The 14,184-nt window shown below is 69.6% G+C and carries 15 protein-coding genes; 11 read left to right on the forward strand and 4 right to left on the reverse strand.

From position 1 onward, the window contains the following. Positions 1–392: 392 nt before the first annotated feature. The 5 genes from rpsB (at position 393) to H7F38_RS15805 (ending at position 4,629) form a co-directional block, all read left to right on the forward strand. Positions 393–1,301 carry a 30S ribosomal protein S2 gene (gene rpsB / locus H7F38_RS15785; protein WP_187090745.1) on the forward strand — a complete coding sequence of 303 codons (909 nt, stop codon included), beginning with the start codon at positions 393–395 and terminating at the stop codon, positions 1,299–1,301. Positions 1,302–1,447: 146 nt separating this feature from the next. Then, entirely contained in the window at positions 1,448–2,269 is an 822-nt protein-coding gene (tsf, locus tag H7F38_RS15790) for a translation elongation factor Ts (protein ID WP_187090746.1), read from the forward strand. An 86-nt stretch (positions 2,270–2,355) separates the two neighbouring features. Continuing rightward, complete coding sequence (gene pyrH / locus H7F38_RS15795; RefSeq protein WP_187090747.1) at positions 2,356–3,099, forward strand: UMP kinase; 744 nt, start codon at positions 2,356–2,358, stop codon at positions 3,097–3,099. A gap of 85 nt (positions 3,100–3,184) precedes the next feature. Further along, positions 3,185–3,742 carry a ribosome recycling factor gene (gene frr / locus H7F38_RS15800; protein WP_187094752.1) on the forward strand — a complete coding sequence of 186 codons (558 nt, stop codon included), beginning with the start codon at positions 3,185–3,187 and terminating at the stop codon, positions 3,740–3,742. A gap of 95 nt (positions 3,743–3,837) precedes the next feature. After that, the gene (locus tag H7F38_RS15805) at positions 3,838–4,629 is read left to right on the forward strand and encodes a phosphatidate cytidylyltransferase (RefSeq protein WP_255498004.1); all 792 of its coding nucleotides are present in this window, start codon (positions 3,838–3,840) and stop codon (positions 4,627–4,629) included. 15 nt (positions 4,630–4,644) lie between these two features. On the opposite strand, the gene H7F38_RS15810 is transcribed toward H7F38_RS15805, so the two are convergent. Beyond that, positions 4,645–5,403: a hypothetical protein gene (locus tag H7F38_RS15810; RefSeq protein WP_187090749.1), complete on the reverse strand. Its 759-nt coding sequence runs from the start codon at positions 5,401–5,403 to the stop codon at positions 4,645–4,647. A gap of 160 nt (positions 5,404–5,563) precedes the next feature. Here H7F38_RS15810 and H7F38_RS15815 point away from each other — a divergent pair, with 160 nt between their 5' ends. From H7F38_RS15815 to H7F38_RS15825, 3 genes are all read left to right on the forward strand, one after another. After that, positions 5,564–5,836, forward strand: a complete 273-nt coding sequence (locus H7F38_RS15815) for a hypothetical protein (protein WP_187090750.1) — start codon at positions 5,564–5,566, stop codon at positions 5,834–5,836. 79 nt (positions 5,837–5,915) lie between these two features. Continuing rightward, a complete protein-coding gene (locus H7F38_RS15820) occupies positions 5,916–6,758 on the forward strand; it encodes an ABC transporter ATP-binding protein (RefSeq protein ID WP_187090751.1) in 843 nt (280 codons plus the stop codon). Further along, on the forward strand, positions 6,734–8,338 hold the full coding sequence (locus H7F38_RS15825) for a hypothetical protein (protein WP_187090752.1): 1,605 nt from the start codon (positions 6,734–6,736) through the stop codon (positions 8,336–8,338). The genes H7F38_RS15820 and H7F38_RS15825 overlap by 25 nt, the downstream gene beginning before the upstream one ends. A gap of 59 nt (positions 8,339–8,397) precedes the next feature. On the opposite strand, the gene H7F38_RS15830 is transcribed toward H7F38_RS15825, so the two are convergent. Both H7F38_RS15830 and mce read right to left on the reverse strand, forming a co-directional pair. After that, positions 8,398–9,798 (reverse strand): hypothetical protein, encoded by a 1,401-nt coding sequence (locus tag H7F38_RS15830; protein ID WP_187090753.1) that lies wholly within the window; start codon positions 9,796–9,798, stop codon positions 8,398–8,400. Between the two features lie 108 nt (positions 9,799–9,906). After that, positions 9,907–10,365 carry a methylmalonyl-CoA epimerase gene (gene mce / locus H7F38_RS15835; RefSeq protein ID WP_187090754.1) on the reverse strand — a complete coding sequence of 153 codons (459 nt, stop codon included), beginning with the start codon at positions 10,363–10,365 and terminating at the stop codon, positions 9,907–9,909. Positions 10,366–10,459: 94 nt separating this feature from the next. On the opposite strand from mce, the gene H7F38_RS15840 reads away from it, so the two are divergent. Further along, positions 10,460–11,647, forward strand: coding sequence for an acetyl-CoA C-acetyltransferase (locus tag H7F38_RS15840; RefSeq protein ID WP_187090755.1), 1,188 nt, complete (start codon positions 10,460–10,462; stop codon positions 11,645–11,647). A gap of 15 nt (positions 11,648–11,662) precedes the next feature. On the opposite strand, the gene H7F38_RS15845 is transcribed toward H7F38_RS15840, so the two are convergent. After that, positions 11,663–12,175: a MarR family winged helix-turn-helix transcriptional regulator gene (locus H7F38_RS15845; protein WP_187090756.1), complete on the reverse strand. Its 513-nt coding sequence runs from the start codon at positions 12,173–12,175 to the stop codon at positions 11,663–11,665. A 139-nt stretch (positions 12,176–12,314) separates the two neighbouring features. Between H7F38_RS15845 and H7F38_RS15850 the strand changes: the two genes are divergently transcribed. Together H7F38_RS15850 and H7F38_RS15855 are read left to right on the forward strand one after the other, a co-directional pair. Further along, positions 12,315–13,133: an exonuclease domain-containing protein gene (locus H7F38_RS15850; protein ID WP_187090757.1), complete on the forward strand. Its 819-nt coding sequence runs from the start codon at positions 12,315–12,317 to the stop codon at positions 13,131–13,133. 12 nt (positions 13,134–13,145) lie between these two features. Next, a complete protein-coding gene (locus H7F38_RS15855; RefSeq protein WP_187090758.1) occupies positions 13,146–14,087 on the forward strand; it encodes a tetratricopeptide repeat protein in 942 nt (313 codons plus the stop codon). Positions 14,088–14,184: the final 97 nt, after the last annotated feature.

The following is a 14,184-nucleotide window of genomic DNA, read 5'->3' on the forward strand; positions in this document are numbered from 1 at the left end:
CCGCGTCGTGGCCTCCTGGCGCGGTACTTCGGAGTCGAATGTGGACAGCCGGGCGCATGTGCACAACCTGCGCCCCGGAACCCTCGCGGAGCCCACCTTGCCGATTGGCAACCTGACACGCCGATCACGTACGCTGACCTGGCGACCGATGTTTTTCATCGGCCGACTACGCACGCCCTTCTGCCGCTGCGGACTTCCCTGACCGGAAGGTTCGCTCCCACCGCACCGGCCGGTGGTCACCGAGGTCCCGCCCAGGCGGGCGGTGCCCACCGAGGACGTCAGGGCGCACGACCGCCGGTCGAGCGCGACAACCGAAACAGCGCACCTCGGGCACGAATCCGCGCAGGCGGAAGTTCGGGCGTGCGCAGAAAAAGAAAGGACGGCTGGTCACTTTGGCTGTCGTCACGATGCGCCAGCTGCTGGACGCGGGTGTCCACTTCGGACACCAGACCCGGCGCTGGAATCCGAAGATGAAGAGATTCATCTTCACCGAACGCAATGGCAACTACGTCATCGATCTGCAGCAGACGCTGACGTACATCGACAAGGCGTACGAGTTCATCAAGGAAACCGTCGCCCACGGCGGGACCGTCCTGTTCATCGGCACCAAGCGCCAGGCCCAGGAGGCGATCGCCGAGCAGGCGACCCGCGTCCAGATGCCGTACGTCAACCAGCGCTGGCTCGGTGGCATGCTCACCAACTTCCAGACGGTGCACAAGCGCCTGCTGCGCCTCAAGGACCTCGAGGCCATGGAGGAGAGCGGTGGGTTCGTCGGTTTCACCAAGAAGGAAATCCTTCTGATGACCCGCGAGAAGGACAAGCTGGCCAAGACCCTTGGTGGCATCCGCGACATGACCCGGGTGCCGTCGGCTGTATGGATCGTGGACACGAAGAAGGAGCACATCGCCGTCGGTGAGGCTCGCAAGCTGAACATCCCGGTCGTTGCGGTGCTCGACACCAACTGCGACCCGGACGAGGTCGACTACCCGGTGCCGGGCAACGACGACGCGATCCGCTCCGCTGCGCTGCTGACCAAGGTCGTCGCCGAAGCCGTCGCCGAGGGCCTGCTGGCCCGTTCCGGTGGCGCTGCGGTCGCCGCGGGTGAAGAGCCGCTGGCCGAGTGGGAGCGCGAGCTGCTGCAGACCCACGAGGAGACCGCCCCGGCTGACGCCGCTCCGGCACCCGCTGCCGACGAGGTCATCACCGAGGGCGCGACGGCCGAACTGGTCGCCGACGCCGAGGTGGCCGATGCTGCGACCGAGGGCAGCGACACCGCCGCCGGTCTTGCCTCGCTGAACTAGTCAGCACGTGCCGGGCAGCCCACGACGGGTTGCCCGGCACTGCCATGTCCGGACCACCGGACCCCGGCATGCACCCCGGCACCATGCACCACCGGCAGCTGGATCAACGAGCTGCCCACCGTCGAGAAGGAAGGATCGCGCCACAGATGGCGAACTACAGCGCTGCAGACGTCAAGAAGCTCCGGGAACTGACCGGAGCCGGATTCATGGATTGCAAGAAGGCCCTGGAGGAGAACGAGGGCGACTTCGACAAGGCTATCGAGTTCCTCCGGATCAAGAACGCCAAGAACGCGTCCAAGCGCGCCGAGCGGACCACCGCCGAGGGCATGGTCGCCGCGTCCGGCAACGCACTGATCGAGCTGAACTCCGAGACCGACTTCGTCGCCAAGAACCAGGATTTCCAGGATCTGGCGAACAAGATCGCGGCAGCCGCCGCGGCCACCGAGGGCGACGTCACGGTCGAGTCGGTGCTGGCCGCTCCGCTGGGGACGGGCACCGTCGAGGACGAGATCACCAACGCGGCAGGACGACTCGGAGAGAAGCTCGTCCTGAACCGGGTCGCCAAGTTCGACGGCCAGACCACGGTGTACCTGCACAAGAGGTCCGCCGACCTCCCGCCGGTCATCGGGGTCCTCGTGCAGTACACGGGCAGCGACGCCGAGACGGCCCGCGGCTCCGCCATGCAGATCTCCGCGGTCCCCACCACCAAGTACCTCTCCCGCGAGGAGGTGCCCGCCGAAGTGCTCGAGTCCGAGCAGCGCATCGCCGAGGGCATCGCTCGCGAGGAGGGCAAGCCGGAGGCGGCACTGCCCAAGATCGTCGAAGGCCGGGTCAACGGGTTCTACAAGGCCGCGGTCCTCGGCGAGCAGAGCTGGGTCCGGGATTCGAAGATGACGGTCGCGAAGGTCCTGGCCGGCGCCGGCGTCGACGTCACCGCCTTCGTGCGCTTCGAGGTCGGCACGGCGTGATCTAGTAGTACCGATCGGGATCGGCTGCATCCTGTGCGTGGCCGACCCCGATCTCTCACGTTCGCACTGGTGAAGACGAGGCCAACATGACCGAGACCGAGACCGACCGTCGCCCGTTCCGCCGGGTGGTGCTCAAACTCGGCGGTGAGATGTTCGGCGGGGGCCAGGTCGGCGTCGACCCGGACGTGGTCTCCGGGGTCGCCCGGCAGATCGCGGAGGTCGTCGGCGACGGCGTCCAGGTCGCGGTGGTGATCGGCGGGGGCAACTTCTTCCGCGGTGCGGAATTGAACAGCCGCGGCATGGACCGGGCCAGGGCCGACTACATGGGCATGCTTGGCACCGTCATGAACAGCCTTGCGCTGCAAGACTTCCTGGAACGCGAGCACCACCTCGACACGCGGGTCCAGACGGCCATCACGATGGGCCAGGTGGCCGAGCCCTACATCCCCCGGCGTGCCCAGCGACATCTGGAGAAGGGCCGCATCGTCATCTTCGCAGCCGGGATGGGCATGCCGTACTTCTCCACCGACACCACCGCAGCCCAGCGGGCCCTGGAGATCAACGCCGAGGTCGTCCTGATGGCTAAAGCCGTCGACGGTGTCTTCGACGCCGACCCGCGGGTGGTGCCCGACGCCAAGATGTTCGCCGAGATCACCCACCGGGAGGTGCTGGAACGCGGCCTGCAGGTCGCCGACGCCACGGCTTTCAGCCTCTGCATGGACAACTCGATGCCGATCATCGTGTTCAACCTGCTCACCGATGGCAACATCGGCAAGGCGGTCAGGGGCGAGAGGATCGGCACGCTGGTGTCGACTCCCCGTTCGCACTAGTTCCTGCGTACGAAGTAGGTTCGCTGTAGAAGCCACGCCGGCGACACCGCGCCGGCTGGGACGAAAGGCACCAGACATGTCCGACCTGATCGACGAGACGCTGTTCGACGCGGAAGAGAAGATGGAGAAGGCGGTCCTGGTCGCCAAGGAGGATCTGTCCAGCCTGCGGACCGGTCGGGCCAACCCGAACACCTTCAGCCGCATCGTCATCGACTACTACGGTGCCACCACCCCATTGCAGCAGATGGCCTCGATCACCATCCCCGAGGCGCGGATGGCCGTCATCAAGCCGTACGACCAGAGCCAGCTGGGGTCCATCGAGCGTGCGATCCGCGACTCCGACCTGGGCGTGAATCCCAGCAACGACGGGAACATCATCCGGATCATCTTCCCGCAGCTGACCGAGGAGCGCCGCCGCAGCATGGGCAAGGTCGCCCGGGCCAAGGGCGAGGACGCGAAGGTCTCGGTGCGCAACATCCGCCGCAAGGCCAAGGAGACCCTGGACAAGGCCGTGAAGGACGGGGACACCGGCGAGGACGAGGGTGCCAGGGCCGAGAAGGAACTGCAGATCGTCACCGATCGGTACACAGCGTCGATCGACGAGCTGGTCAGACACAAGGAAGCCGAGTTGCTCGAGGACTGATGGCCGGCCCGACTTCGCACGACGCGACCTCCGGGGTCCCGCCCGCCTCCCCGCAACCGGCTGCGACCGTTTCGAAGGCAGGCCGGAACTTGCCGATGGCGATCGGAGTCGGTCTCGGTCTCGGCCTGGTCGTCGTGGTCTGCCTTCTGCTACTGCGCGAGATCTTCGTCCTGGTCGTCATCGCGGCGGTGGTCGCCTCCGTCTGGGAGATGCGTGCCACGCTCGCCACGGCCCGCGGTATCACCATCACCTGGATCCCGGTGGCGCTCGGGTCGGCGGTCACCATCGCTCTGACCTGGCCCTACGGACACACGGCACAGATGCTGGGCATCGCCCTCACGTCCCTGGCGGTGATGGGGTGGCGCTTCGGCCGAGGGGCCGACGGCTATCTGGCCGACGTCAGCGCGTCCATCTTCCTGACGATCTACCTGGGACTGTTCGCCACCTTCGCGACGCTGATGGTCGCCCCGCACGATGGGCACGCCCGGATCCTGGCGTTCCTGATCATGGTGGTCTGCTCCGACACCGGCGGCTACGCCGCGGGCGCGCTACTGGGCAGACATCCGATGGCGCCGACGATCTCGCCGAAGAAGTCGTGGGAGGGATTCACTGGTTCGGTCGTCACGGCGATGGCCGGCGGTGCGTTGTCTCTCTCGTTGATGCCGGCGCTGCACCACCCCTGGTGGCAGGGGGCGATCATCGGGCTGGTGCTGGCCTGCGTGTCCACCGGGGGAGACCTCGCCGAGTCGCTGATCAAACGTGACCTCGGCGTCAAGGACATGGGCACCCTGCTGCCCGGCCACGGCGGCGTGATGGACCGGATGGATTCGCTGCTGCCCTCGGCAGTGGTCTGCTGGGCGCTGCTGACGCTGTTCGTCCCGGTCTGACGGCGGACGCCCCGATCAGTGCGCGGGTCGCCAGCGATCCAGGTGCGGGCCGTCCGGCCGGCAGGTGTAGTTCCGGCCGTCGATGCCGATGCCCGTCATCGTCTTGTTGAGGCAGCCCCCGCCGTCCACGACCGCGCGCCACGCGAGCGAACCGGTGGCGAAGTTGCGCTGGCAGAAGACGTTCGAGCCGCCGGGGGCGGTGTCCTTCGCGCCCAGGGTCTGGCACGGCTGCCCGGCTGTCGGCGCGCCCGCCGGAGGGGCGGGGGTCGATCGGGGGGTCGTGGTCGTGGTCGTGGTCGGTGTGGTTGTCGGGGTGGCGGCGGGTGGTGGCGGCGGGGCGGGCGTCGGGGCGTGAGCAGGGGTCGGGGTGGTGGTGGTCAGATAGATGGTGATGACGGTGGCCGGTGGGACCGACCGCCGGGGGGTCGCCTTGACGGGGGTGGTGGTCGGCCGGACCGGGCCGAGGACGGCGGACGTCCCCGCCACCCCGACCGACGGGGGCGGAGCTGACGGGGCTGGACCTGACGTCATCGGAATCGACGCGGACGCGGACGCAGGCGCCGGAGCTGAAATCGAGGCCTGAACGGACGCCGGGGCCACGGCACCGGCGCTGTCACCGACCAGGGACGGGGACGACGGCGCCGACGCGGCCGGGGTGGAAGCGACGGACTGCGACCTGGCGTGATTGCCGATCGTCATGACGGCCCCGACCAACACCCCGACCGTCACACTCAGGGCGGCCGCGGTCAGAGCGATCCCCATTCGTCCCGGCAAAGCGACTCCCTCGTTCCCCGATCGTGAGCAAGGCTACCTCCTCACTCTGGCACACGGGTACGGTTTTGCTGTGCCGCGACGCTCCCATCCACCCAGACCCTCTGGCCGGGGCAACCGGGGTGACCGGGGACGCGGCACCCGAGGTCCGGGGGCCGGGGAGGTGGGCGATGCCACCCGGCCAGGGGTGGGCTGGCAGCGCGCGCAGTCGACGAGGGACGGCGAGTTCCTCGTCAGAACGGTGCCCGGAGCCGTCGCGGGCAAGGACTACCGCTGCCCGGGGTGCCAGCAGATCATCGCGCCGGGAACGGCCCACCTGGTCGTCTGGCCGGCCTGGGTGTCCGAGACCGAAGGTGGAGTGGGCGACCGTCGACACTGGCACACCTCCTGCTGGCAACGTCGTGCCTCCCGCGCCGGACCGGGTGCCATCGGCTGAGACCCGTGCCGGCCATCGCGTCGGTGTCGGCGCCGTGTGACAGGGTTGACGGAAGAAGGACCACAGCGGAGGGGGACGCATGACCGGTGAGAAGACAGATCGGATCCCGGTGTTGCCCAGCTACCCACGGCCGGAGGACCTGCCGGCCGGGGTGGGCGATCTGGCACTGGCGATCCGGGGCCTGACCAAGACCTACGACGGCCGCGCGGTGGTCGATCACATCGACCTCGACGTGCCGACCGGAGCGTTCTTCGGGCTGGTCGGACCCAACGGTGCGGGCAAGACCACCACTCTGTCGATGGTCACCGGGTTGCTGCGCCCCGACGCCGGGCGGGTGATCATGGGCGGTGTCGACGTCTGGGCGGACCCGGTGCACGCCAAGAGCCGGATGGGCGTGCTGCCCGACGGCCTGCGTCTGTTCGAGCGGTTGTCCGGCCCCGAACTGCTGTCCTATCTCGGGCGCTTGCGAGGGCTGCCGGTGGCGACCGTGCAGGCCAGGTCCAAGGAACTGATCGCCGTGCTGGATCTCGACGAAGCCGGCTCCAGACTGGTCGCCGACTACTCGACCGGAATGCGGAAGAAGATCACCCTGGCGGCCGCGCTGCTGCACGCCCCGCCGATCCTGCTGCTGGACGAGCCGCTGGAGGCGGTCGACCCGGTCTCGGCCCGGGTGATCAGGACGGTGCTGTCGCGCTACACGGTCGGCGGCGGCACGGTGATCTTCTCCTCGCACGTGATGGCCCTGGTCGAGAGTCTGTGCACGCACGTGGCCGTGATGGGGCACGGTCGCATCGTGGCCACCGGCCCGACCGCATCGGTCCGGGGGCAGGCGGCCAGTCTCGAGGATGCGTTCATGCACCTGGTCGGCGCCGACGACGTCGCGGAAGGAGGCCTGGAATGGTTGGGGTCTTCGCCGGCCTGAAGTGGCGGCTGGTCAGCAGCCGCTTCCGTCATTCCAACGGTGCCTCCAAGGCCTGGCAGATCATCGGCTGGTGCGCCGCGGCGCTGGTACTGCTCGTGATCGCCGTTGGCCTGATGGCCCTGCGTACCCACCCCGTCGCCGCCCGCACCGTGGTGATCTCGCTGTTCACCCTGCAGATGGTCTCCTGGGTGCTGGCCCCACTGGTCGCCTTCGGCATCGACGAGACGGTGGACCCGATGAGGTTCGCACTGCTCCCGCTGACCACCGGCGTGCTGCAGCGCGGCCTGCTGGCGGCCTCGCTGGTCGGCTATCTCCCGCTGGCCAACGCTCTCGTGCTGATCGGTGCGGCCGTCGCGCTGTCCTCGAGTTGGACCCTGCTCCCGATCGCGCTGCTCTGCGCCGTCGCCCAGCTCGGGCTGTGCATGGTCGTCTCGCGGGCGGCCTCGACCGCGATGTCCGGACTGATGTCGGGTCGACGCGGACGTGACCTCGGGATGGTCATCGGCTCGTTGCTGTTCCTGCTGTATCTCGGGCTGTCCTTCGCGCTGAACCGGGCCGGCGCCTCGAGCGGTTCGGGTGCCTCCCTGGGATCCGGCGCCCGGGCCCTGTCGCAGGTCCTGCTCTGGGGCCCCAACGGCGCGTTGGCGGCCATCCCGTCGTTCGTCGAGGAGGCCAGATGGGTTCATCTGGTCGTGGCGGTCCTCACGGCGGCGGCGGCGATCCGCCTCGGCTGGTGGTGGTGGTCGGTGGCGCTGCAGAAGTCCATGACGACCTCGCCGTCCACCTCGGAGGCCTCCGCACCCGCCGGGCGCGCCGGCTCCTCCGGAGCGGTGGCAGATTCCCTCGGCGGGATGGTGGCCCTGATCGTGGCCAGGGACCGGGTGCTGACCTGGCGCGACCCGATGCGGCGGATCCCGTGGTTGATGGTCGTCGCGCTGGCGGTGATCTGGCCACTGCTGGTGATCCGGGGGCACGGATCGCTCTATGCGGTCGCCTTTGCCGCCGTCATGGTGGGCATGCAGGCCGGGAACCAGTTCGGAGTCGAGGGAACCGGTGTCTGGTTGCACATGGTCGCGTTCGCCGACCGGACCCGGGCCAGGGGAGAAGCGTTGGGGCACGCGGTCTTCGTTGCGGTACCCGGCACGGTCATCGTCGTGCTCGCGGTTCTGCTGCAGGCGTTCTTCCGGGGGGATCTGCGCCGGGTGCCGGCGGCCCTGGGCATCTGTCTCGCGCTGATGCTCGGCTCCATCGCCCTCATCGGCTACCTGTCGGCGCGGCTGCCCTACGCCATGCGGCAGAGCCGGAAGTCCATGTTCGCCAACGGACTTCCCGGGCAGAAGGGGCGGAACACCGCGACCGTTCTCGCGGCCGTCGGAGGTGGGCTGGTCGTCGCACTGCCCGCGATCGGACTGGCGGTGCTCGCCGTGACGGTCGCGCCCGGGTGGGGCTGGGTCGGGCTGGTCGTCGGGCCGCTGTGCGGGGTCGTGGCGATCGTGGTGATGTCCTCCTGGACGGCGACGACCTACCTGGACCGGATGCCGGAGATCCTGGGCACGGTGGCACTGGGGGACCGCAGCTGATCGGTGCTGAGCGATGCGGTCCGGTGCTGAGCGGTGCGGTCATCCGGACCTGACGACGGTCAGCGGCCGCCGCGGGTCCGGGTGCGCTGGCTTCCGTTGGTGGCGACCTTCGGGGCCGTCACCTCGTCGGTCGCCGCGGGAGCGTCGTCGGTGATCGCCGCGATCGTGACGGTGTCGCCGTTGACGTGCTCGTTGTGGTCGGTGCCGGCGGCAGGCTCCTGGTCGGTGATCCCGGGGGAGCCGCCGTTGCGGGTTTCCGCGCGGCCGTCGTCGAGCGCGACCGGCTCTCCGTACACCGGAACCGGCAGATCCACGGGTGTCGGCCGTGCGGTCGGGTCGGCCGGGAAGTCCTCGGCCACCGGGCGGTCCTGTTCGTCGGCCGGCGGCGTGATCAGTGCGGGAGCCGACGCGGCCAGCTCCCGGATGTGATCCAGGTGTCCGGTCAGCGACCGCAGCTGTTCGCCGAGCTGGTCGCGCAGCGCATGAAGGGCCAGCACGGCATCGTCGGCATCCCTGACCCGCTGGTGGGACTCGGCCGCGGCCCGGTTCACCAGTGCTTCGGAGTACGTGGTGGCCTGTTGCATCAGCCGTTCGGACTCGCCGGTCGCAGCCGCGACCAGGTCCTGCGAGTGCGAGGTGGCCTCGGCGATCAGCTTCTTGGCCGCTGCCGCCGACTCCGCCTCGCGATCGGTGATCACCTTGTGCGCCTCCCGGCGGCGGTCGGCGATCGCGATCTCGAAGTCTTCGTCGACCTGGGTGCGGTGGGCGAGGCTCTCGGCGTCCAGACGCTCCCGCTCGGCCTTCGTCTGGCTGGTCAGCGTCTCCGCGGCAGCGGTGGCCTCGCGGACCGTCAGCTCGGCCTCTTCGCGGGCCCGGGCCGTCTCCATCTCGGCGTGGGCCTTCGCCGCCGAAACGGTGCGTTCGGCCTCCGCGTTGGCCTCCTGGAGCACGCGTGCTGCCTCCTCCTGCGCCTGGGTGGTGGTGTCCAATGCTTCCGACGTGGCTTCCGCGATCAGGCCGTGGACCTGTTCGGCCAACTGCTTCCGGGTGTGCTCGCGTTCGCTGTCGAACGCCGCGCGGGCGGCCGAGGCCTCGGACAGCGACGTCTCGAGCTTGCCGCGCATGCGGTCGGCGTCGGCCTCGGCCCTGGCGCGGATCTCGCCGGCTTCTTCCTCGGCCAACCGGATCATCCGCTGCATGCGATCGGACAGGTTGGCCATCGAGACCGGCTCGAGGGCGTTCCGGTCGAGCTGCGCCCGCAAGGTGTCGGCCTCGGCCTGCGCGGCGGCCAACTGACTGCCCAGCTCGTTCAGCCGCTGGTTGGTGGCATCGCGATTCGCGGTGGTGATCCGCAGGTCGTATTCCAGGCGTTCCAGGTGCGCGGTGACCTGTTCGGGTGAGTAGCCGCGACGCACCACATCGAAGGGGGCTTGTGCGGGGAGCCAATCACCGGAAGTCATGCTCCCAGTGTTCCATCTGCAGCCGCGGGAACGGTACTGCCCGGCCGAACCTCGACGGACTTGTGATCCTCCGCCCGGCGGGCCCGCTACTGCACTGCTGCTGCGCCGCTACTCGGGTACCGCAGTTGCGGGCTCGACCAGCTCGACCAGCACCCCGCCGGTGTCCTTCGGATGCACGAAGTTGATCCTGGACCCGGCCGTTCCCCGGCGTGGTTCTGCGAAGAGCAGCCGGAGGCCGGCCCGTCGAAGCCTGGCGGAAACGGCCTCGACGTCGGTCACCCGGTAGGCCAGCTGCTGGAGGCCAGGGCCGTTGCGATCGATGAACTTCGCGATGGTCGACGCTGCGTCGAGGGGGGCCAGCAGCTGGATCTGTGCGCCAGTTCCGTAGGAGATCATCGCCTCCTCGACACCCTGATCGGTATTGATCTCCCGGTGCGAGACGCTCCCGCCGAGTACCGAGGTGTGGAACGCGATCGCGGCCTCGAGATCGGGGACGGCGATGCCGACGTGATCGACGCAGACGATGGATTCGTCATCGAGCAGGGACGATGCGGTCGGGATGTTCATGGCCGTCAGGCTAGCGCCCGACCACCCCGCGCTGCCCGGCCACCCAAGCTGCCCGGCCCACGAGGTGGCGGGCAGCGCATAGTAGCGTCGGGGCATGGGATCAACGGTGATCATTGCCGGCGCTCGTACGCCGATGGGTCGACTCTCCGGCGCTCTGGCCGGGGCCACCGCGGTACAGCTCGGCGGGGTCGCGATCGCCGGTGCCCTGCAGCGCAGCGGCGTCCCGGCCGCTGACGTCCAGTACGTGATCATGGGCCAGGTACTGCAGGCCGGGTGCGGGCAGATTCCCGCTCGGCAGGCCGCGGTGGCCGGTGGGATCGCGATGGACGTGCCGGCCCTGACCGTCAACAAGGTCTGCCTGTCCGGCCTGGACGCGATCGCTCTGGCCGACCAGCTGATCCGGGCCGGCGAGTTCGACGTCGTGGTGGCCGGTGGCATGGAGTCGATGACCAGGGCGCCCCATCTGCTGCCGAACTCCAGGGCCGGCTTCAAGTTCGGTGACGTCACGCTCCTGGATCACACCGACTTCGACGGACTGCGGGACGCTTTCACCGATCAGGCGATGGGCGCGCTGACCGAACAGGTCAACGACCGCACGCCGCTGACCAGGCGGGAACAGGACACCTTCGCGGCGCGCTCGCACCAGCGTGCGGCGGCGGCGGTCACTGCAGGCCTGTTCGCGCAGGAAATCGTCCCGGTCACCATCGCGGGCCGCCGGGGTGATGTGGTGGTGGACACCGACGAGGGGATTCGTCCCGAGACCACCGTGGAGGTACTGGCCAAGCTCCGGCCGGCCTTCCGCGGCGACGGCTCGATCACCGCCGGTTCTGCGTCACCGATCTCCGACGGGGCGGCCGCGGTGGTCGTCGTGCGCAAGGAATGGGCGCAGAGCCGGGGCCTGACGTGGATCGCCGAGATCGAGGCGCACGGCGTGGTCGCCGGGCCCGACTCGTCGCTCCAACTCCAGCCGGCCAATGCCATCAGGGCGGCCTGCGCCAAGGCCGGGATCGGTACCGACGAACTCGACCTGATCGAGATCAACGAGGCCTTCGCCGCCGTCGGGATCGCCTCGTCCCGTGATCTGCAGATCTCCGAGGAACGGGTCAACGTCAACGGCGGCGCCATCGCCCTCGGACACCCGATCGGTGCCTCGGGGGCCCGGCTCGTGCTGCACCTGGCGATGGAGCTGGGGCGTCGCGGCGGCGGGATCGGAGCGGCGGCCCTGTGCGGTGGCGGCGGCCAGGGGGACGCCCTGGTGATCTCGGTACCCCGACACGGGTGAGCCACCCGCCACGACTCAGGCGAAGTCGCCCGCCGACCGCCTGACCTCGGTCAGCAGCCGGGACAGCTGCGCGGACTCGTCGTCGGTCAAGCCGAACAGGCCGAAGTTCGCCCTTGTGACGGCCTCGGTGGCCGCCGTCAGCCTGGTGCGGCCGGTCTCGGTGAGCTCCACCAGCGTGGTGCGGCGATCGCTCGGGTGCGGTAGCCGGCGGGCCAGACCGTCCGCCTCCAGCCGGTCGACGATGTTGGTGATCGAGGTCGGGTGAAGCTGGAGGCGTTCGCCCATCATCCGCATCGGCAACGAGCCGCGCCGGGAGAAGGACAGCAGCACCAGCGCCTCGTACCGGGCGAAGGTCAGACCGTGGGGCTTCAGCGCCTCGTCGACGCTGGCCTGCAGGATCTGCTGGACCCGCATGATGTTGGTGACGGCCGACATCGCCCCGTTCGGTCCGATCCGTTCGGCCCAGGTCTGCGCGGCCTTGGCGATCGGATCGAACGGCAGCGCGCGGGTCGGAGCGTTCGAGGTCATTTGTCGACGTTAGCAAGAGGGCTCTGGACCCGGACACCCCGAGCGTGCCCTCCCGTCCGCTGTCGGGGTGCCCGCGTAACGTTCCCGACAGCGACGGACTTGCCCGTCGGGCAACGGGATTCAGGAGAATGCAGCCGACATGACCAGCACGGATCCCTTCGCCCACGGCCCGGCGTGGCACACCGGCACCCTGGTCGGATTCGATCTGGAGACCACCGGGGTCGACACCACCACGGACCGGGTGGTGACGGCGGCGGTCGTGTACGTGGCTCCGACCGGAGAGGTGGTCCGGTCGCGGCACTGGCTGCTCGATCCGGGTGTTCCGATTCCGGCGGCGGCCTCCGCGGTGCACGGCGTGAGCACGCAGGAGGCCAGGGGGTCCGGCATGTCCGCCGGCCGGGGTGTCTCCGAGATCATCGACGAATTGGAAGGCGCCTGGCGCTCCGGGCTTCCCGTCGTCATCTTCAACGCCCCCTACGACCTGACGTTGCTCGATGCCGAGGCGGCCAGGCATCGGCTTCCCCGGCTGGCCACGCGTCCCTGGTGGCCTGATGCGACCGTCGTCGATCCGCTCGTCATCGATCGTGGGGTCGACCGCTATCGCAAGGGAAAGCGGACGCTCGGGGCGACGGCCGAGTTCTACCGCGCGGAGGCCAGGGATGCACACTCAGCGCTCGGTGATGCCGCGGCGGCGGTCGCGGTGGCCAGGGCGATGGCGGCCGGGCACGAGTTGATCGCCAGGGCCGACGCCCCGACCCTGCACAGCGCGCAGGTCGGCTGGCACCACGACTGGGCGGTGCACCTGCAGGCCTACCTGTGTTCCAGAGGCAAGCTCGGCACGGTCATCGACAAGGCGTGGCCGATGCGGGAGCCGGTGGTCGGCCGGCACCGGGCGCCGGAGCCCGTGGCCCGGCCGGCTGTGGCCGGCGGTCGGCATCGCGACACCCGGGCGGCGTGACAAAATGTCGTCATGACCCGTCCGGACCGTCGCCAGCAGGCTGCGCTTTCCACCGCCTTCGCCGGTGCCATCGACCTTTCCGCCCTGAAGAACAAGCCGGCTCCCGGCGGCGCGCCCGCCGCGCCGGCGAAGCCCTTGTCCAAGTACAACATCGACGTCAACGAGGCCAGCTTCGGCGAGGTGGTGCAGGCCTCGACCGAGGTCATGGTGGTGTTCGACCTCTGGTCCTCGCGCTCCACCCTGTCGGCGTCGCTGTCGGCCGTCTTCAACGACGTGGTGGACACCGGCCACGGTGCCTGGGTCCTGGCCAGGGTCGACGTCGACGCCAACCCACGGGTGGCCCAGGCCTTCCAGGCCCGCGAGATCCCGACCATCATCGCGGTGGCCGGCGGTCAGCCGGTCGACGCGTACGCGGGACCGGCCGAGGAAGCGCCCGTGCGTGCCTGGATCACCGGGTTGCTGGACACGCTCCGCGAACGGCTGCCGGGGATCCGAGCGGCCGAAGCGGCCGCCGGGGTCGAACCGGGGCCGACCGAGCCCGAGGAGGATCCGCGGTTCGTCGCGGCCGAGGACGCCCTGATGGCCGGCGAGTACGACACGGCCAGGACCGAGCTGGAGCAGATCCTGGCCGCCGAACCGGGGAACGAGCGGGCAACGGCCGCGCTGGCCCAGGCGCTGTTCCTGGCCAGGACCGACGCACTCGGCCCTGACACGATCGAAGCGGCCGATGCGGCCCCCGAGGACGTGGCGCTGCAGTGCGACGCCGCGGATCTCCAGCTGGCCGGCGGCGAGGTGGAGGCCGCGTTCGACCGCATGGTCGGCGCGGTGAAACGGTCGGCCGGTGACGACCGGACCACGGCCAGGGAGCACCTGATCGAATTGTTCGGTCTCTTCGCCACCGACGACGAACTGGTCAAGGTGGCCCGTCGCAAGCTGGCGGCCGCCCTGTACTGATCCCGGCCGGCTCAGGCCGATCCCGGCCGGGCCAGGCGATCCGGTCGCGGCTGATCCGGCCCGCTGCTGGTCCGGCGGCTACCGACCCGGCGGCTAC

It is taken from the genome of Nakamurella sp. PAMC28650 (genome assembly GCF_014303395.1).
Taxonomy (GTDB): domain Bacteria; phylum Actinomycetota; class Actinomycetes; order Mycobacteriales; family Nakamurellaceae; genus Nakamurella.